This is a genomic window from Exiguobacterium sp. s89, from assembly GCF_018617735.1.
Lineage (GTDB): Bacteria > Bacillota > Bacilli > Exiguobacteriales > Exiguobacteriaceae > Exiguobacterium > Exiguobacterium marinum.
Map to the genome: position 1 here is coordinate 1,011,794 of NZ_JACSKS010000001.1, position 17,942 is coordinate 1,029,735.

Annotated in this window: 19 protein-coding genes; 8 read left to right on the top strand and 11 right to left on the bottom strand. The window is 49.3% G+C overall.

Annotation, left to right across the window (positions count from 1 at the left end; genetic code table 11):
• Nucleotides 1–15: 15 nt before the first annotated feature.
• From KNO96_RS05185 to abc-f, 3 genes are all read right to left on the bottom strand, one after another.
• Nucleotides 16–918: a cation diffusion facilitator family transporter gene (locus KNO96_RS05185; RefSeq protein WP_026826579.1), complete on the bottom strand. Its 903-nt coding sequence runs from the start codon at nucleotides 916–918 to the stop codon at nucleotides 16–18.
• Between the two features lie 110 nt (nucleotides 919–1,028).
• Nucleotides 1,029–1,787 carry a hypothetical protein gene (locus tag KNO96_RS05190; protein WP_214702524.1) on the bottom strand — a complete coding sequence of 253 codons (759 nt, stop codon included), beginning with the start codon at nucleotides 1,785–1,787 and terminating at the stop codon, nucleotides 1,029–1,031.
• Between the two features lie 11 nt (nucleotides 1,788–1,798).
• Complete coding sequence (gene abc-f, locus KNO96_RS05195; RefSeq protein ID WP_214702526.1) at nucleotides 1,799–3,496, bottom strand: ribosomal protection-like ABC-F family protein; 1,698 nt, start codon at nucleotides 3,494–3,496, stop codon at nucleotides 1,799–1,801.
• A gap of 369 nt (nucleotides 3,497–3,865) precedes the next feature.
• Here abc-f and KNO96_RS05200 point away from each other — a divergent pair, with 369 nt between their 5' ends.
• The 3 genes from KNO96_RS05200 (at nucleotide 3,866) to KNO96_RS05210 (ending at nucleotide 6,300) form a co-directional block, all read left to right on the top strand.
• On the top strand, nucleotides 3,866–4,771 hold the full coding sequence (locus KNO96_RS05200; protein ID WP_251124995.1) for an MBL fold metallo-hydrolase: 906 nt from the start codon (nucleotides 3,866–3,868) through the stop codon (nucleotides 4,769–4,771).
• Nucleotides 4,772–4,839: 68 nt separating this feature from the next.
• A complete protein-coding gene (locus KNO96_RS05205; RefSeq protein ID WP_214702528.1) occupies nucleotides 4,840–5,673 on the top strand; it encodes an aldo/keto reductase in 834 nt (277 codons plus the stop codon).
• Nucleotides 5,674–5,685: 12 nt separating this feature from the next.
• On the top strand, nucleotides 5,686–6,300 hold the full coding sequence (locus KNO96_RS05210) for a PH domain-containing protein (RefSeq protein ID WP_214702530.1): 615 nt from the start codon (nucleotides 5,686–5,688) through the stop codon (nucleotides 6,298–6,300).
• Nucleotides 6,301–6,342: 42 nt separating this feature from the next.
• On the opposite strand, the gene KNO96_RS05215 is transcribed toward KNO96_RS05210, so the two are convergent.
• Complete coding sequence (locus tag KNO96_RS05215) at nucleotides 6,343–6,861, bottom strand: DUF1836 domain-containing protein (RefSeq protein WP_214702532.1); 519 nt, start codon at nucleotides 6,859–6,861, stop codon at nucleotides 6,343–6,345.
• 127 nt (nucleotides 6,862–6,988) lie between these two features.
• Here KNO96_RS05215 and trhA point away from each other — a divergent pair, with 127 nt between their 5' ends.
• From trhA to KNO96_RS05230, 3 genes are all read left to right on the top strand, one after another.
• A complete protein-coding gene (gene trhA / locus KNO96_RS05220; protein WP_214702535.1) occupies nucleotides 6,989–7,633 on the top strand; it encodes a PAQR family membrane homeostasis protein TrhA in 645 nt (214 codons plus the stop codon).
• 87 nt (nucleotides 7,634–7,720) lie between these two features.
• Nucleotides 7,721–8,416, top strand: a complete 696-nt coding sequence (locus KNO96_RS05225) for a DsbA family oxidoreductase (protein WP_026826587.1) — start codon at nucleotides 7,721–7,723, stop codon at nucleotides 8,414–8,416.
• A gap of 97 nt (nucleotides 8,417–8,513) precedes the next feature.
• Nucleotides 8,514–9,731: an MFS transporter gene (locus tag KNO96_RS05230; RefSeq protein ID WP_214702543.1), complete on the top strand. Its 1,218-nt coding sequence runs from the start codon at nucleotides 8,514–8,516 to the stop codon at nucleotides 9,729–9,731.
• A gap of 22 nt (nucleotides 9,732–9,753) precedes the next feature.
• Here KNO96_RS05230 and KNO96_RS05235 read toward each other — a convergent pair whose 3' ends face one another.
• Nucleotides 9,754–10,848 (bottom strand): MBL fold metallo-hydrolase, encoded by a 1,095-nt coding sequence (locus tag KNO96_RS05235; protein WP_214700572.1) that lies wholly within the window; start codon nucleotides 10,846–10,848, stop codon nucleotides 9,754–9,756.
• 182 nt (nucleotides 10,849–11,030) lie between these two features.
• On the opposite strand from KNO96_RS05235, the gene KNO96_RS05240 reads away from it, so the two are divergent.
• Complete coding sequence (locus KNO96_RS05240; RefSeq protein ID WP_214702545.1) at nucleotides 11,031–11,753, top strand: DUF4386 domain-containing protein; 723 nt, start codon at nucleotides 11,031–11,033, stop codon at nucleotides 11,751–11,753.
• Here KNO96_RS05240 and KNO96_RS05245 read toward each other — a convergent pair.
• The 4 genes from KNO96_RS05245 to KNO96_RS05260 form a co-directional block, all read right to left on the bottom strand.
• Entirely contained in the window at nucleotides 11,713–12,306 is a 594-nt protein-coding gene (locus KNO96_RS05245; protein WP_026826590.1) for a Crp/Fnr family transcriptional regulator, read from the bottom strand. The genes KNO96_RS05240 and KNO96_RS05245 overlap by 41 nt on opposite strands.
• A gap of 102 nt (nucleotides 12,307–12,408) precedes the next feature.
• Nucleotides 12,409–12,996, bottom strand: coding sequence for an SCO family protein (locus tag KNO96_RS05250; RefSeq protein WP_274357262.1), 588 nt, complete (start codon nucleotides 12,994–12,996; stop codon nucleotides 12,409–12,411).
• A gap of 4 nt (nucleotides 12,997–13,000) precedes the next feature.
• Complete coding sequence (locus KNO96_RS05255) at nucleotides 13,001–13,414, bottom strand: disulfide oxidoreductase (protein WP_026826592.1); 414 nt, start codon at nucleotides 13,412–13,414, stop codon at nucleotides 13,001–13,003.
• Nucleotides 13,415–14,071, bottom strand: a complete 657-nt coding sequence (locus KNO96_RS05260) for a DsbA family protein (protein ID WP_026826593.1) — start codon at nucleotides 14,069–14,071, stop codon at nucleotides 13,415–13,417.
• Between the two features lie 122 nt (nucleotides 14,072–14,193).
• On the opposite strand from KNO96_RS05260, the gene KNO96_RS05265 reads away from it, so the two are divergent.
• Complete coding sequence (locus KNO96_RS05265) at nucleotides 14,194–15,786, top strand: diguanylate cyclase domain-containing protein (protein ID WP_214702558.1); 1,593 nt, start codon at nucleotides 14,194–14,196, stop codon at nucleotides 15,784–15,786.
• A gap of 49 nt (nucleotides 15,787–15,835) precedes the next feature.
• On the opposite strand, the gene KNO96_RS05270 is transcribed toward KNO96_RS05265, so the two are convergent.
• A complete protein-coding gene (locus KNO96_RS05270) occupies nucleotides 15,836–16,513 on the bottom strand; it encodes a DUF6241 domain-containing protein (protein WP_214702565.1) in 678 nt (225 codons plus the stop codon).
• A gap of 139 nt (nucleotides 16,514–16,652) precedes the next feature.
• Nucleotides 16,653–17,927, bottom strand: coding sequence for a 2-oxoglutarate dehydrogenase complex dihydrolipoyllysine-residue succinyltransferase (gene odhB / locus KNO96_RS05275; protein WP_214700565.1), 1,275 nt, complete (start codon nucleotides 17,925–17,927; stop codon nucleotides 16,653–16,655).
• Between the last annotated feature and the right edge of the window lie 15 nt (nucleotides 17,928–17,942).

Below are 17,942 nucleotides of genomic sequence, written 5' to 3' on the forward strand. Positions count from 1 at the left end.
GAAGTGTCCGTTGTCTTACCAGATGATCCGTTCCTCACAACATTGTCGCTCTCGTTCGACCTGTACCGTTGAGCGCTCGAACTTTCCGTATTTACGAATCCGCTCCGTCACTTGTCGTAACACGGCTTGATCATCTGCCTCTTCTCCGATTAATACGTGACATGTCGCGGCATGCTCACTCGATGAGATCGACCAGACGTGCAAGTCGTGCACCTCTTTCACCCCATCAACACTAGCAATCTCTTCTTGCATCGCTCGGACATCGATTTGTGCCGGTGATCCTTCCATCAAAATATGAATTGCCTCACGTGTCACGCGATAGCCGCTAATCAAAATCAAGACAGCTACAAACGCACTCGCGACCGGGTCAGCCCAAGTCCATCCGAACACCATGATGAGGATTGCGGCCGTAATCGCTCCAACCGATCCGAGTAAATCGCCGAACACGTGAAGTAAAGCACTCTTCACGTTCAAATTATCTTTCTCCCCGCGCATTAAAATCCAAGCGGCAAGGATATTGACGAGTAGCCCTATGATGGCAACAATCAACATACCACCACTCAAAATTTCCGGTGGAGCACTTATCCGTTGGTATGCCTCTATAAGAATATAGATCGAGATAACGAGTAGCGTCAGCCCATTTATGAATGCCGCTAAAATTTCAAAACGTCGATACCCGAATGTCCGGCTAGGCGTCGCCGCTTTCGCCCCGAATCGTACAGCTAGGAAGCTTAGCCCTAACGCCGCTGCATCTCCGAGCATATGTCCTGCATCCGACAAGAGCGCCAAACTGTTCGTCCATAGACCACCGATGACTTCAACGACCATGAACGTCGCAATCAGGATGAAAGCAAAGAATAGCGCACGCTGGTTCGTGGAATGATGATGGTGATGGTCGTGATCATGATGATGTCCCATGACTAATTCCTCCTTCTGTCTCTTATATTATTCCATTTCACCGAAACATTCAAACGTTCATTTGAATGAAAAACATTAAAAAAACGGGAGAATGAATCTCCCGCCTCCCATCACTTTTGTTCTAGGCGTACACGCATCACGCCACTGTATGGAAACAGCTTCAACTGAACCGCCTCTCCCTCGAACCAGACGCCAGCGGGTTGTTCGCTCGTCGGTTGGATGTCAGGGGTCGCGATTGCTTGTTTGTCCCAATCGACGGCACGTACTTTTTGGTCTCGTACCATGAGGAAGAACCCATCATAGAAATGATACTCGTTCACTTGATCACGTTGAACGGCAGAAGGATTTCCGAGTTCAGCTCGAACGGTCGCTATGTCTTTGCCAATCCAGTTGAGGACGGTCTCCGAGGCGTTCGGCACGACTTGTTGCCATGCGGCGATCACCTCATCGTCAGACAAGACCGGTGCATCCGTCGTGACACTCTCTTCCGTAACCCAACCAGTCATTCGTTCGTTCAACTGAACTTTCACGAACCCACTTACTGTCTCCAAGCGTTCAAAACGATCGCCGAGATCGGCTTCGTAAACGACCGCAACTCGGTCATCCGCATATACTTTCGTATAAGGTTGTTCGATATAAATCATTTCTGCTAATTCGGTTTCGGCGTCCTCTGGTTGTTCGGACTCCGAATCGACCATCTCCGTTGCAATCTCATCTGATTCCGGTAAAGCTGACTTCTGCTTTTGGTCAATCAATGCCGCAAACGCAATGATGCCAACTAAGGCGAGCATCAATGCCACCGCCGTCGTGATTCGGAATACGCGTTTACGCTTTCGGGTCGTCGCGCGCGACAATCTTCCTCCATTCATGTTCTTCACTCCTACTCGATTCGATTCATTCCACTCGTTTCGTCAAATGGTAGGAGGTTTCCTGCCTCATCAAAAAATTTCAAGTCATGTTTTGTCAATTCGTCCATCGTTCGGACCATTTGTTCAACATCGACCGGTCCATCGCGCTCATCGTTCTCACGTATGACGATGTGTTCTCCTAATTCAATCGTGCGTGAAGTCAGACGATGGAAATAACGGTCGTGGGAAATCAACAACAGCCCGCCCGGATAGACGGACAAGGCCGCCTCGATTTGTTCGCGTGTTGCCACATCCAAATAGTTCGTCGGTTCGTCGAGTGCTAAGAGATGCGCGTCGGAGAAATAGAGAATGAGAAAGGCAATCCGACACTTCTCACCCATACTCGCCTCGACAATCGGAAGGTTCACTTCATCCCGCCGGAACAAGAAGTGGGCGAGCAGCGTCCGCGCTTCCGTCTCCTCGATGTCACTATGGGCGAGCAACGCCTCGAGTAGCGTTCCCGTTTCCGGCAGACGTTCGAGTGTTTGCGAGAAATACCCGATCTTCAGACGGGGATGTCGCTGGATGACACCCGAAAGTGGAGCTCGTTCACCAATCAGTACGTTCAATAATGTCGTCTTGCCGCTTCCGTTCGGTCCGATGATGGAGATGCGGTCTCCTTTTTGAATCGAGAAGGAGAATGGGTCATAAAACGGCTCGCCGTATCCAAACGTCATATGTTCACACGTCAGCCACGTCTTCGCTTCAAGCTCATTCGCAGCAAAACGGACGGAGATGGTCTTCTCTTCTTTCGGCTTCCGCGGACGATTGTCTTCGAGCTGTCTCAGCTTCTGTTCTCTCGCTTTCATTTTGACGGCGAGATTAGCTGCTCCTTTTTGCGCCCCTGGGCTGCGGACACTAGCCGTTGCTTTCGCCTTCAAGTGCCACCCTTTATATTGGGCAATCATCTCCAAAAGTTCTATCTTCCGGCTCTCGTAGCGGGCGTGAACTCGCTCGTCACGCACACGTTCCTCCTCTTTTTGCCGCTTATACGCCGTATAATTTCCCGGGTAACGGGTAACTTGTCCGTCCGACAGTTCAAGGATTACAGTTGCGACATCATCCATCAATTGACGGTCATGTGAGATGACAAGAACTGTCCCGTTGAATCGGTTCAGCCACTGTGTGAGCCAGTCGATCGACTCGATGTCCAAGTGGTTCGTCGGTTCGTCGAGAAGGACGAGGTCGACCCGCTTCATCGTCAATGTCGAAAGCTGTGCCCGCGTCTTCTCACCCCCGCTCAAGTCGTTGATGTTTCGGTCGAGCTGACCATCTAGCCCGAGTCGAGTCAACGCCCTCTTCGCCTCTTGCTCCAAGTTGTATACATCGAGTGCTAGTGCTCGTTCATAGGAGCGCATGACTCGCGCCTCATCGCCTGAAGACACATCTTCATAGAGGGCATATCGTTCGGGATCGCTCCGCATCACCCACTCAAGGAGCGACATGTCCTCGGATTCAATCGTCTGCCGGACGAGTCCGATTTCACCGTGACATTCAATCGTCCCGGCTTGTGGGGTCAATTCCCCTGTCACGAGTCGGAAGAGCGTCGTCTTTCCACTCCCGTTCAATCCGAACAATACAGCTCGTTCTCCGGCTACGATCTCAAAAGAGACCGCTTCAAATAATGGTTTCCGGTCATAATCAAACCGGACTTGTTTCATAACTAACATCTGTTTCACCTCGCTTATTTTTCCGATACGCGATGAAACAAAAAACACCATCCGCTTCAAAGCGGTGGTGTGAAGGAATCCGTTCAAATGAGGAAAACGAGCGTTTCCCGTACTTGAAAAAAATGGACACACTTCACCCGTAACTGTTCAAGCGAACAGTGATGATTCGTCTCATCGATGGAGTGAATGTGTTTTTTTCATGGCACGGTGTACCTCCCTTTCCTAAGTTACTGTCACCTTATCAGATTGAAAGCGCATTCGCAACAACCCGCCCCACAATCTCCCGTTTTTTCTACTCCTTTAGGCGGATGCGATTCATTCATCCCCGCGTTATGATGACAGTATATTCGAACAGTGAGGTGATGCATGATGCGTCGACGCATCCTCGTTCCGAGTGCCGTCTTAGCGAGCGTCGGAACGTTTCTCTATACACGATTCAAACAACGGCTCCCCCGCCCGCGATTTAAATGGCCGGAACGTCCAGAACTGACAACCATTGATAAGACGCATGTGCAGGCGACATGGATTGGACATTCGACCGTCCTCATTCATTGGTACGGGCTCAAGATTTTGACGGACCCGGTCTTCTCCAAACGAATCGGTGTCCACTTAGGCCCGCTGACGATTGGCATGAAACGTCACACGGCTCCAGCCCTCTCCATCGAGGAGGTCGGACCGGTCGACGTCATCTTGCTCAGTCACGCCCATATGGACCACTTTGACCACAAAAGTCTAAAGCGACTCATCACACGCGATACAATCGTCGTTTCGGCCCCAGGGACGAGTCGACTGCTCCGAAGGTATCCGAGTATGCAAACACTTGAACTGCATCCGCATGACAAAGTCACGCTTGCGAACGGACTCGATGTCCGAGCCATCCCCGTCAAACATTGGGGCAACCGTTTCCCGTGGGACAAGCACATGGGCTACAACGGCTATTTGCTCAAATACAAAGGAATTCGAATGCTGTTTGCGGGAGACACGGCGTACACCGATTCTTTCAAAGGGCTCGCCGACCGTGAACCAATCGACCTTGCCTTCTTCCCGATTGGTGCCTATCAACCGGATTCATTCCAAGAGGCGCACTGCACACCTGAACAGGCTTGGTTGATGTACAAAGAGAGCGGAGCGAAGCGCTTCTTCCCCATGCATTGGGACACGTTCGTTCTGTCGTACGAGCCAATCGATGAGCCGTATCACCGTCTCGTAGCGGCCGCAAAAATCGATCGTGGTCAAATCGCAATCAAGACGCATGGAGAAAGCATCCGCTTATAGCTTATAGTTTATACTTTCCCTTCACCCAAAAGTTCGGTAACGTTAGAGACGAGAGGGAGGGATTTATTATGGAATGGACGACATTGAATAATACTGTCAACATGCCGATGCTCGGACTCGGTGTGTACAAGGTCGAAGATGGTGCGGTGACGGTCGACACGGTCAAAACTGCGCTCGATGCAGATTACCGATTGATCGATACGGCCGCAATTTATCAGAACGAAGAAAGCGTCGGGCAAGCGCTGCGTGAAGCAGGTGTCCCACGTGAAGAAGTTTTTGTGACGACGAAACTTTGGAATGAGTTCCATGGGTTTGACGAGGCACTTCAAGCGTTTCAGGATAGTCTCGACCGACTCGGTCTCGAGTATGTCGACTTATTCCTCATCCACTGGCCAATGCCGCGTTTTGGTAAGTTTGTCGAAACGTACAAGGCACTCGAGCAATTGTATGAGGAAGGACGAGTCCGTGCCATCGGTGTCTCGAACTTTGAGATCGAGCATTTAGAACAAATTATTCAATCCTGCTCGATTGTTCCTGCGGTGAATCAGGTCGAGATTCATCCATATTTGTCTCAAAAAGACCTGATTGCATTCTGTAAGCGATATGACATTCAAATTCAAGCGTGGAGCCCACTCATGAAAGGACGCGAAGCGCTCGAAGATGACACAATTGTCGAAATCGCGAACCGTCACGGCAAGTCTCCAGCCCAAGTTATCTTACGTTGGCACTTACAAAACGGGGTCGCCGTCATTCCAAAATCGGTTACACCGAGTCGAATCAAAGAGAACATACAGGTATTCGACTTCACGTTGACGAATGAAGAGATGGCGGCCATCGATGCGCTCAACCGTGATGAACGCACCGGCTCCGACCCGAAAGAGATGCACAAAATCCATTATTGAGGAGTGAATGACATGTTCAAAAAACTAGCTTCTGATTTGACCGGCTTCAGCGACATCGGTGAGGTGATTGACCCATCTGACTTCGATAAGGCGGATGCAGATGATTACGTCCTTCACGAGGACAATGAGAAGATATATTTCTTGATCAAGTCAAAATCAGATGAGTATTGTTTCACCAACTTGTCGATGATCCACCTCGATGGAACAAGCGCCATCAGTTCGAAGCGCGTCCTCTATCGTTATCCGTATTCGCATTATCCAATCAAGCACGTCATGTTCGAAACAGCGGGCACCGTCGACCTCGATGTCGAGGTAAAATTCACAATCGGGGATAAACCGTACTCGATTGATATCAACAAGAAGCAAATCGAACACGTGAAAGATTTATATAAGGCAATCCTCGCGATTGAAGAGATTCAACGAGAAGGTCGTCGTATGATGGAATATGCGAACACATCACTCACACACTCGGTCTCCATTTTGAGCGGACTTCGCGAAGGTGACATGAACGTGCCGAACACGTTTAAAGAGTTGAACGAGCAATCGTTCGATTGGCTCCAACGTCACTATCGTGAGTCGAATCGAAAAGATTTCGGTTCGGTGTATGAGAAGTACATCAATAACTGAAAAAGAACTCCTCACAGGAAGATTTCCTGACGAGGAGTTCTTTTACGTTTCGTCGATCAACTGCTCGGCCAATCGTTGATACAAGTGGCTCATGTGAACGGCAGACGCGATAGCGAGCGACCGCTGCACACCACCCTCTTTTTCGAGCGATGCATTCAAAAGCATGTCTGCTTGAACCTCGAACGCTTCTACATTCTTCATTTTTTGTGCCTGATACGCCTCGTAAAAGTCCTCAAGAGAGAACGTCTCGTCCGACTCATTCAACGGTCGGAGCGTTTCCTTAATATCACTAATCGATAAGAGGCCCTTCATCTCATAAATCAAACTGAGTAACATGAGATGTTCATTCGTATACTTCTTATTTTTGACGGGATGGAACAACTTGCCCTTCGCATAGTTGTTGATCATCGTCTTCGTCAAAATCGTCTCATCCTCATTCCGCTTCATTTTGCCATAATGCTGCTCGAACAATTGGATGACCTGGTCCATGTATAAGTCGATTGTTGGTAACACTTCCCGAGGAAGCGTCCCTTCTGTTTCGGCAATTTTTTTTGATTTCATCTGTTTCACCTCTCCTCTTTAGTATAAAGAACTCTTCCCGTTGTCGAAAGGTATACCTTGCTGTTTAGTCTCATTCAGTATATCATGTAGTTATCGATACTACATGATGTGATAAGGAGTGTTTTACATGAATTCAATTTTTCGGGAACCAATCAACGCGCTGACGCATCTCGCTGGAGCCTTGCTCGCTTTCGTTGCGCTCATCGCTATGGTCGTCAAAGCCTCACTACTAGGTTCGCCACTCGCGATTATGGCCGCAATTTTATTTGGCATCAGCCTCGTCTTTCTTTATTTATCGTCTGGTCTTTACCATAGCATCATCGCTTCACCGAACGTCATCGCCTTCTTCCGGAGAATCGATCATGCGATGATTTACGCATTGATTGCGGGTACATATGCGCCTCTGACGCTACTCGCGCTCGAAGGCCCGACACGATGGGTCCTCTTCGGCACGGTACACGCACTCGCCTTGTTCGGAATCGTCTTCAAACTCGTCTGGTTCCATGCCCCGCGCTTCTTGTCGACCGCGCTCTACATCGGGATGGGCTGGTTGTCGGTCTTCTTCATCGGACCGCTCCATGATGTAATCGGGAACGCCGGCATCTTCTGGCTCGTGCTCGGAGGTGTCATGTATACGATTGGCGGACTCGTTTATGGGTTCAAGCCAAAGTTCGTCAACTGGCGGGGATGGGGTTTCCATGAAGTATTCCATTTGTTCATCTTGTTCGGAAGCTTCGCCCACTTCGTCTGTGTCTTCTGGTACGTCTTTTAAGTCCTCCGCGTGGAGGGCTTTTTTTGTGAGCCGTTTCCTGTACTTTGAATTCAAGATTTTCTACACTAAGGACAGGAGGGATTCACTATGAAAATTGAAGTATGGTCAGATTATGTCTGTCCGTTTTGTTATATCGGGAAGCGTCGTTTAGAAGAAGCACTCGAACAGTTCCCCCAGGCGGACCAAGTGGAAGTCGAATTCAAGAGTTTCGAGCTCGATCCGAACGCTCCGACAAATGATTCACGTACCATCTATGAAGCGCTCGCGACGAAGTATGGCATGCCAATCGAACAAGCGAAAGGCACTACGGCACAAGTTGCTGCTCAAGCTCGCGAAGTCGGTCTCGACTATGATTTCGAGAACATGGTCGTCACAGGTACGCTCGACTCGCACCGTTTGACGCATTATGCGAAGACGGTCGGGAAAGAGAAAGAATTGTCGGAAGCGTTGCTTCAGGCTTACTTTATCGATGCCAAACACATCGGGAACCACGATGTCCTATTTGACATCGCGACAAGCGTCGGACTCGACGGTGACGCGGTACGTGATGTCTTGACGACCGACGTATATACGGATGACGTTCGTGCCGAAGAGAAGCGAGCAAGCGACCTCGGCATCACAGGTGTACCTTTCTTCGTATTCGACAATAAATACGGGGTATCCGGTGCTCAACCGACGGAAGCGTTCACGCAAGTACTCGAAAAAGTTTGGTCTGAGAACAACCCGACGATTCAAGTCCTCTCGAACGGTGCGACATGCACGGACGACAACTGTGATATTTGATTCATGAAGAAGCCGAACGTCGGCTTCTTTTTTGTGGTATTCTTCACCCCACTACTTGATAATAGTGATTAGCATATAAGAATCGAGGACTACATCTATGTGGAAAAATCGGAACGTCTGGATCATTCTGACGGGCGAATTCGTCGCCGGTCTCGGTCTATGGCTCGGCATCATCGGGAACTTGGAATTTATGCAAGACCGCGTCCCCTCTGACTTTGTAAAGGCGGTCATTCTCGCCATCGGCTTGCTTGCCGGGGTCGCCATCGGTCCGCTCGCTGGACGCTTGACCGACCAAGGTTCTAAGAAAAAAATCATGCTCATCTCAAGCATCGTCCGGGCGCTCAGCGTGATCTTCATGTTCGTCGCCATCGAAACGAATTCGGTCGTGTGGATGGTCGTCTTTTTAATCATTTTACAAGGATCGGCCGCCTTTTACTTCCCTGCCCTGCAGGCAGCGATTCCGCTCATCGTGAAAGAACGGGAACTCCTCGCCTTGAACGGTGTGCACATGAATGTGTCGACGTTGTCGCGCGTCATCGGGACGGCGATTGCCGGTGTCCTCTTGACGCTCATCTCACTTCGGAACGTCTACGCGCTCTCGCTCGTTGCCTATCTGTTGCTTGCGGTTGCGACGCTGTTCTTACAGCTAGACGAAACGAAGACACCGTCGGCGAAGAAAGTGGATGCGAAAGCGTCGAGCGGTTTCAAGGACGTCTTCCCAATCATCAAATCGATCCCAGTCATCTTCATGACCCTCGTCATGACGCTCATCCCGCTCCTCTTTATCGGGGGGTTCAACTTGCTCGTCATCAACATCAGTGAACTGCAAGACTCGACGGCAATTAAAGGGTGGATTTATACGGCTGAGGGACTCGCCTTTATGACAGGTGCCTTCATGATCAAGCGAATCGGAGAAAAATTCTCGGCGTTCTCGATTTTATTCTCGTTCTCGTTTTTGATTGGCGTCGCGCAACTCATGCTTTATTTCGCGGACATCCCGTTCATGTCGATTGCCGCGTTCGTCCTCTTCGGCTTCTCGGTCGGTTGCTTTTTCCCGACGGCTGTCACGATTTTTCAGACACGGATGCCAAAAGAGTATCACGGTCGTTTCTTCTCGTTCCGTAACATGCTCGATCGGATTGTCTTCCAAGTCGTCCTGCTCGTGACAGGGTTCTTCCTCGATTTGATCGGACTTCAGCTCATGGTCGTCTTGTTCGGAATCAGTTCCATCGCCATGACGGCTGCATTCCTTGTGTATACGCGAAAACATAAATTGCATATCGAGGAAGATTCTACAGAAAAAATGTCTTCATAACAAAAACAAGCGATGACCTCGGTCATCGCTTGTTTGCGTCTTGGAGCTCTCGCCACCACGTCGTCGTATCATTCCGACCGTCGAGCGTGATACGCTCCCCAATCTTCGGAGTGAGGACGACTTCTTTCGGTAATAGCGATGCCATTTGTTCTGCCGGGTCGAACCAATCGTGGAACGACAGTGTGAACGCACCCCAATGGATCGGCATCATTTGGTCGGCACGTAGATCATGAAACGCTTGCGCCGTCTCTTCTGGCTGCATATGTACGTCCGGCCAGCGCACGTCATATTGTCCGCATTCGAGAGCGGCGAAATCAAACGGTCCATACTGTTCACCAATCTGTTTAAAGTGAGGAGCATAGCCGCTGTCTCCGCTGAAGAAGAGACGGTCCGCCTCGCCGAGAACGACCCATGATGCCCAGAGCGTACTGTTTCGGTCCGTCAACGAACGACCGGAGAAGTGACGTGCAGGTGTGCAGACAAACGTCCAATTCCCGAACGTGTAAGACTCGTTCCAATCTCGCTCCACGATTCTCTCTGCACCGACACCCCATCGTTTCAAATGACTTCCTACACCGAGCGGCACGATGAACAAGGCGACCTTGTCTTTGAGGGCAAGGATCGTTCCATAGTCTAGATGGTCGTAATGGTCATGCGTCAATAAGACGACGTCGATCTCAGGCAAATCCTCGAGGTCGAACGGCAAGTCTTCGCTGAAGCGTTCATTTTTCGCGAACGGAAGCGGGGATGGGCTTCGTCCAAACATCGGGTCGACAAGCATCGTCTTCCCATCCATTTGCACCATGAGGGCCGAATGACCGAGCCAGTAGATTCTCGTGAAGCTTGAGCCCGTCTTCTCCTCGAAATCGATGGGCACGATCGGTAAACGTTCAGTCGGCTTGCGCAGTGAGGTCACGTCACGATAGTCGCGCGCCATCGATACCATGTCCTCTGCGGAAAAGTTCATCGGCGTCTCGTATTGATTACGGAACGTTCCGTTGACCCGGTTCGGGGATTGAAGTGATTTCGGTTTTCGTCCGAGTGGTTTGTACTGCGTCAGAATCGTACCAGTGACAGCCGCCATTCCGACCAATGAGAGCAACATCGTCTTTTTCATTTAGATCCTCTTTTCTACAAGTTCGTTGAATTGATTATAGCGTGCATTCCTCATTCTCATCTCGATTAGTATGCAGATTCACTAATCTTTCAAAAAAATAGAGTGTTCTTGATTTAAGTCAATGTGAACCCTCGTCCACCCTTTTATGATGGAGATAAGATTAATCGAAAGGAGTTTTTCTCATGACACATTCACCTTTACGTTCACAGCGACGTGCCGCATTCTCGTCCGGGATTGCCCTCGTCCTCATGGCACTCATCGCCTTTTTCGCGCAAGGATATGTCTACCAATCCCTCATAATCGAAAATGATCCGATGACGACGTATCAAAACTTAATGAGTCATCCGACGTTGTTTCGTTTCGGGATCATCGGTTGGGGCATCATTGTCGGGCTAGACCTGATTGTCGCCTACGGACTATACCGTGTCTTCAAACCGCTGCATGTCACATTCGCCCTACTCATCGGAGCACTTCGATTCGTCTATACACTGATTCTCGCGTTTGCCGTTTTGCGACTCGTCGAAGCCGAACGCCTCCTCGATACATCCGCTTCAGCTAGACAAATGTATGAGACGGTCACTTCCTTTGAAGGCATTTGGTCATTCGGCTTGATTGTGTTCGGGCTTCACCTTATCGCAATCGGATGGATGGCAGTGCGGACCCGGCTTATTCCGAGAATGATCGGGATCCTGCTCCTCCTTGCCGGCTTCAGCTATACGCTCGTCCATGTCCTTTATCAATTCCCTGCAGTTGAAGGCATGACGGCAATGCTCGAACTGTTTCTCATGCTCCCAATGTTCGTCGGGGAGTTGGCCTTTGCCGTATGGTTAATTGTGAAAGGAAGAACACTTCCTATTCATGACCTCACTCGACAATCCGAAGGTGACGCATCGCCCGCTTCTTGATTCGACTAAGTGATTCCGGGGTGATGCCAAGGTAACTCGCGAGTTGATATTGAGGGACGCGATGAACCAAGTCAGGTCTCTTCTCCATCAATGCCTGATATCTCTCTTCAGGTGAAGAAGACATGAACTCAGCGAACTCATCTCGCATCGTCCCCATGTCCTCTTCAATCATGTCACGTGTCATCGCCTCAAAGATAGGATTCATCTCGTATTGTTGTTGCTCCGTCGCAAGATCACCGACGACGAGACAACATTCCTCCAGACACGATAATGAATACGGTGACCGTCCGTCCGATTGATGTTTCGTCAATATGGTGATGCTCTGTTCTTCCGTGATGAAATCGACGGTATGCTCGTTCCCTTCTTCGTCGACCTTATATTGACGAATGCAGCCACTCAGTACGAAATAGCATTTAGTCGGGACGTCTCCTTGATGTAATAAAATCGTACCTTTCGGAAATGTGGTAATCGGTACATCGGCTGTCAACCGTTCACACTCTTCGTCACTCATATCCGTAAATCGCTTCATATATTGAATCAGGACGTCTTTCACTCAACTCACTCCTTTTCAGGAAAACCGATTTATTCCCTCAAGTATAGCAGGTTTCGCCATTCAAAAAGACCTGCCCACCGCTTTGGTGAGACAGGTCTTTTGTTAAGACTTTTGCAAGATTTTAATGTCGTTGATGATGTCTTCGGTCGGGACGTTTTGGAACCCGGGATAAGCCTTCATAATCTTACCTTCCTGATCGACCAAGTAAAAATACGTGCCATGGTCGACTTGTGTGCCTTCTTCAGGCTTACGGACGAGCGCTTTGAAGTTCTCTTGAGCGAACGTCTCGATTTCGTCTTGCGAGTAGCCTGAGAGGAACTGCCAATCCGCGTTCACAAGGTCGTATCCACTCATAAACTCTTTCATCTTCTGTGGAGTATCCACTGTCGGGTCGACGCTGAACGAGACGAATTGCACATCTTCGACGCCCTCCTCCTCGAGTGCTTCATTCAGCTTCGTCATATTATACGTCATCGGCGGACAGACTGTCTCACAGCTCGTGAAGACAAAATCCACCATCCATACTTTGCCTTTTAAATCTTCGAGACTGACCATTTCTTCTTCTTGGTTCATGTATTCGAACGATTCGACTTGCCAATTGAGCGGGTCCTCAATCTCTTGTCCACATCCGGCTAGGACGATGAGCATCGTCATCAAACTACCGATCCACCATTTCTTCACGCGTTCCAACTCCTTATCTCTTTTTGACATTCCACATCAAGATTGTGATGAACGTGAAAGCTGTCAACGCGAGGAACGGAATCGTGATGAACCCGAGCCAGTTGATATATTGACCGCTACACGGAACCCCTTGTGCACAAGGTTGAATTTCTGCAAAGCCCGGCACTTTTTGTACCAAGTAATGGTAAAGTGAAACGAAACCACCTATGATAGTAAGCGGTAACACATATTTCCGCACCGTCCGATCGTCCGTGAAGACGGCAATCCCTAGTATGATCGTCAGCGGATACATAAAAATACGTTGAATCCAACATAGCTCACATGGCACGAATTCCCGGATCTCACTGAAGTAGAGACTGCCGAGCGTCGCCGTCAAAGAGACGAGCCAAGCGAGATACAAGCCATATTTTTCGTGAAATGACTTCATTTATAGGTCCTGCTCGATCAACTGTTGGATTTGTTCATAATCGAACGGGTCTTCGAGCATCACACCATTGATCATGATTGACGGTGTGAATTGCACACCGTTCTCTTTCACAAGACCATCGTCCTTGCTGACTTTTTCGAGTACGGTCGATTCTTCTCCAAGGTCTTGCTCAAGTTTTGCCAAGTCGACCGATGCCGTCTCGCTCGCGATCTCCTTCAACTTCTCGACGGTCACCCATGCGTTGTCGTGTTGCTGAGAAGCCGGTTGAGCGTCGTAGAGCGCTTTATGGAACTTCCAGAACGATTCAGGGTCTTGCTCGTATACTGATTCGGAAGCGAGTGATGCCAAAATTGATTCTTGTCCATGGAACAAGACGTTAATATAGCTGAAGCTGACGTCTTCCTTGTCAAGATAATCCGCTTTCAGTTGCGGGTAAATTGTGTCGCCCCACTGTTTGCATGATGGGCATTTATAGTCTCCGAACTCGACGATTGAGACTTTCGCTTCTGGGTCCCCAAGCGTCGGTTGCCCTTCGATGGACACATGATCGCCTCGATCGACTGTTGCCGACTCATCTTGATTGAGCAAGACGAACACGATTGCAATCAATGCGACCGCGACGATGGTCATGACGACCAACCATTGATTCTTTTTCATTCTCTTCACCTCTATTTATTTTCGACTCGTCTTTCATTATAGCGGAAGCTCTTACACCTATCATGTGTTCGACTCGTTTTTCATAATTCTCTTCATTTCAAGCTTTAGGAGGTTTTTCTCGCATGATCAAGTCTTTTACGATGCGCCTCGGTCTCATTTTGGCGCTTAGCATTGCCACGCTTGTCTTTTTACTGACGATTGCACTCACATCTCTGATCAGTCACCGGGCGTCTGACTCGCTCGAACAAGAAATCGGGGAAAGACTCTCCACGACCTCGCATCAATTGGCGGACAAACTCGACTTTTATATGTGGTCACGTTATCAAGAAGTTCAACTCTTGCAAGGACTTGATTTAGAGGAGCCGGAGGAAACACGACGACTTCTCAATCAAGTCCAATCGAACATCCCGGCATTCTCATGGATGGGTGTAACGGATGCGGACGGAACCGTCGTCGCCTCGACGAACGGCATATTAGAAGAGGCATCCATCGCCGAACGACCAGTTTATCTCGAAGCGCAAGTTGCCCCCTTTATCGGAGACGTTCACGAGGCGGTCCTCTTAGCTGAATTATTGCCGAATCCGACGGGGGAACCGCTCCAATTCGTCGATATCAGTGTCCCGTTATTTCAAGACGGGACGTTTCAAGGGGTGCTTGCCACTCATTTGAGCTGGGCTTGGGGAAAAGAAGTGCTCGGACATTTCAATCGGACGCTCCATGAACAAGTCGATGATACGGATTTATTCGTCGTCAGTGAGCGAGACAACGTTATACTCCTCGGCCCAGACGACATGGTCGGAAAACCACTTCCCGTATCGTTTACAGAAGGAGCCACCGTAAAAAAATGGGAAGATGGTCAGGACTATCTGACGGGTATGTCCATCGGAGAAGGGTATGATGAATATCCTGGACTCGGTTGGCGTGTCGTCGTCCGTCAGCCGGCAGCAGTCGCGTTCGCACCGGTCGAGACACTTGAAACGAGCATCCTGTGGATTGGCTTGTTCGCATCTCTTGTGACGGCTGTCCTCGGTTGGCTGCTCGCTTCTATCGTGACGAGACCGTTGAAGCGAATCACCGAAACGGCTTCGCTCATGGAACAAGGGAAAGCCAATAAATTTCCACATCAGTCCGGAATCGAAGAGATTGAGTCGCTCGCATTCGCCTTGGAATCACTCGTCACTTCCCTCACCGAATCAGAGTCGGAACGGGTACACTTTGAGAAACTTGCGAATCGCGATGCGTTGACCGGGCTCTCGAACCGCGTCGCTTTACGGGAACAGTTGAATCGACTATATGATTCAGAAGAGACGCATGTCTTCTTTTATATCGATCTCGACGGGTTCAAGGCGGTGAACGATACATATGGCCATGCGGTCGGGGATGCGTTGTTAGTCGAAATTTCACAACGACTCCGAACACTTACAATCGATGAGTTATACCCGGTCCGATTGAGCGGAGATGAATTTTTCCTCATGTTCCCGAGACGTGAATGTTCGGTTGAAGAAATTCATCAAATCGGTAAATCGGTCATCGACACGCTCTCACAACCGGTGACGATTGACACTACTTTCATCTCTGTTGGGGCAAGTATTGGTGCATCGATTTGGTCGCCACCTGAACCACCACATGTCGCCATCGAACAAGCGGACGACGCTTTGTATCGGTCAAAAGCGAACGGGAAACAACAGCTTTCGTTCCACGAATTGTTCGAATAATTTTGGGCGCCCATATGAAAAGGAGTTCATGCTGAACTCCTTTTCATTTTTACTCTTCAGTTTCCATTATCATGTCATCCTGCTGCTCATTTTCCTCTTCTGGCATCGGCTCCAAATCCATCGTATACACGTATTCCTCCCCAAAGTTATTCAAGATGAACAACTCTTCTTCTGCACGTGTCGACAGTCCATTCGAAAATCCGATTGCGGCATACATTTCCTCTAACAAAACGTCCTGTTCTTTGTCAATCTCATCAAACATGGCTTTTTCCCACCGTTCAATGATTCCTCCGAGTTGAAGATAGTCATCGCTTTTGATTTTATTTTGATCGTGCAACAACTCCAAATATTCACGAACCTCTTTCAGATTTTTATGCGTCATCGGGATTGCACCCGCTTTTTCTGTCGCCAATATTTTTTGATGGGTCATCAGATGCATTGCTTCGACGAGATTCCCTTTGTTCAATTTTTTGGGGTCGTCAAAGTCGAGTCCCGTCGTTTCTTGCGGATTGATGCGGCGCGTGACGTTTTGACGCCGTCCGAATGGGTCTTCCTCTTTGATGGTATCAATCAACTCGAGTGCACGAGTGTATTCTTCTTCCGTCAACTGTTCACGGTCGAGTTCAGCTGGATTTGGCCCCATCCAATACTGATAGAATGCATATGTAGCAACGACAATGACAACTAAGACAAGTCCCATCCAAGGAAACCATTTTCTCCATTTCATTTACCATTCACGCCCTTTTATTGATTCACTCTATCAAGGATAACATATATACCTTGCTAAAAATTCCATAAAAAGGGTTTGATTATAACCTCACATAAAAAAGTACCCACCCCGAGATAGGAGCGAGTACTTTCTCTTCTTACGCTTCGAACAACAACTGTTCTGGATCTTCAATCATATCTTTAATGTGTTTGAGGAATGTCACAGCCTCGCGACCATCAACAATTCGATGGTCATACGAGAGCGCCACGTACATCATCGGACGGTTTTCCATCGTGTCCGCATCGATGGCGACTGGGCGGAGTTGAATCGAGTGCATCCCGAGGATGGCGACTTGCGGTCCGTTCAAGATTGGCGTTGAAAGAAGTGAACCGAACACGCCCCCGTTTGTGATCGTGAACGTACCACCTGTCAGATCACTTAATCCGAGCTTGTTGTTACGCGCTTTATCCGCGAGGTGAAGGATGTCTTTTTCGATTTCCCCGAAGTTTTTACGGTCCGCCTCACGGACGACCGGCACAACGAGACCGTCTGGAGCCGATACGGCAATCCCGATATCGTAATATTTCTTCAAGACGATTTCGTTACCTTGGATTTCAGCGTTCAAGTAAGGCATACGTTTGAGCGCCGCTACCGCTGCTTTCGTGAAGAATGACATGAAGCCGAGTTTGACATCGTTGTCTTTCACGAACTTCTCTTGGCGACGTTTACGAAGTGCCATGACCGCCGACATATCGATTTCATTGAACGTCGTGAGCATCGCTGCCGTCTGTTGCACTTCGACGAGACGGTTCGCGATCGTCTGACGGCGACGCGTCATCTTGATGCGCTCTTCTTCTTTGCCACTTGCGGCAGGTTGTGGTGCAGGTGTTGCAGCAGCCGTTTTTTGTTCTTTCACAGCTGGTTTGTCTTCATGTTTCGAAACATCGTGTACGTTGATGCGCCCAATTGGATCGTTCGTTTGAACGGCTGAAAGGTCGATGCCTTTCTCACGAGCAAGCTTACGTGCAGCCGGTGTCGCGATCGGTCCTTTACCAGGGCTTGCGACGTGCTCTTCACGCTTCTCGACTTTCTTGCCTTCTTCGACAGACTCTGTCTTTTTCTCAGTCGGCGCTTCTGCTTTCGTTTCTGCCGCGTTTTCTGTCTTCGTCTTCGTCGCGACAGCCGTTCCACCGCCAGAACCTGAACCGAGACGTGCGATGACTTCACCGACTTGAACCGTATCCCCTTCTCCGGCAAGTTGTTCTTCTAACACACCCGCTTCGTCAGCCGGGACTTCGATATTGACTTTATCTGTCTCGAGTTCAACGATGGCTTCCCCTTTTTCAACTTGGTCGCCCGGCTGTTTGAGCCATGTCGCGACCGTTCCTTCCGTAATGGACTCTGCTAATTCCGGTACTTTGATTTCGATCACAATGAGTTCCCCCTT

Coding starts and splice junctions, on each gene's coding strand:
- KNO96_RS05210 (WP_214702530.1), top strand. CDS start 5,686: ATGTTCAAAAAACTAGCTTCTGATTTGACCGGCTTCAGCGACATCGGT.
- KNO96_RS05240 (WP_214702545.1), top strand. CDS start 11,031: ATGACACATTCACCTTTACGTTCACAGCGACGTGCCGCATTCTCGTCC.
- trhA (WP_214702535.1), top strand. CDS start 6,989: ATGAATTCAATTTTTCGGGAACCAATCAACGCGCTGACGCATCTCGCT.
- KNO96_RS05185 (WP_026826579.1), bottom strand. CDS start 918: ATGGGACATCATCATGATCACGACCATCACCATCATCATTCCACGAAC.
- KNO96_RS05235 (WP_214700572.1), bottom strand. CDS start 10,848: ATGAAAAAGACGATGTTGCTCTCATTGGTCGGAATGGCGGCTGTCACT.
- KNO96_RS05225 (WP_026826587.1), top strand. CDS start 7,721: ATGAAAATTGAAGTATGGTCAGATTATGTCTGTCCGTTTTGTTATATC.
- KNO96_RS05190 (WP_214702524.1), bottom strand. CDS start 1,787: ATGAATGGAGGAAGATTGTCGCGCGCGACGACCCGAAAGCGTAAACGC.
- KNO96_RS05255 (WP_026826592.1), bottom strand. CDS start 13,414: ATGAAGTCATTTCACGAAAAATATGGCTTGTATCTCGCTTGGCTCGTC.
- KNO96_RS05215 (WP_214702532.1), bottom strand. CDS start 6,861: ATGAAATCAAAAAAAATTGCCGAAACAGAAGGGACGCTTCCTCGGGAA.
- KNO96_RS05200 (WP_251124995.1), top strand. CDS start 3,866: ATGCGTCGACGCATCCTCGTTCCGAGTGCCGTCTTAGCGAGCGTCGGA.
- KNO96_RS05260 (WP_026826593.1), bottom strand. CDS start 14,071: ATGAAAAAGAATCAATGGTTGGTCGTCATGACCATCGTCGCGGTCGCA.
- abc-f (WP_214702526.1), bottom strand. CDS start 3,496: ATGTTAGTTATGAAACAAGTCCGGTTTGATTATGACCGGAAACCATTA.
- KNO96_RS05270 (WP_214702565.1), bottom strand. CDS start 16,513: ATGAAATGGAGAAAATGGTTTCCTTGGATGGGACTTGTCTTAGTTGTC.
- KNO96_RS05205 (WP_214702528.1), top strand. CDS start 4,840: ATGGAATGGACGACATTGAATAATACTGTCAACATGCCGATGCTCGGA.
- KNO96_RS05230 (WP_214702543.1), top strand. CDS start 8,514: ATGTGGAAAAATCGGAACGTCTGGATCATTCTGACGGGCGAATTCGTC.
- KNO96_RS05265 (WP_214702558.1), top strand. CDS start 14,194: ATGATCAAGTCTTTTACGATGCGCCTCGGTCTCATTTTGGCGCTTAGC.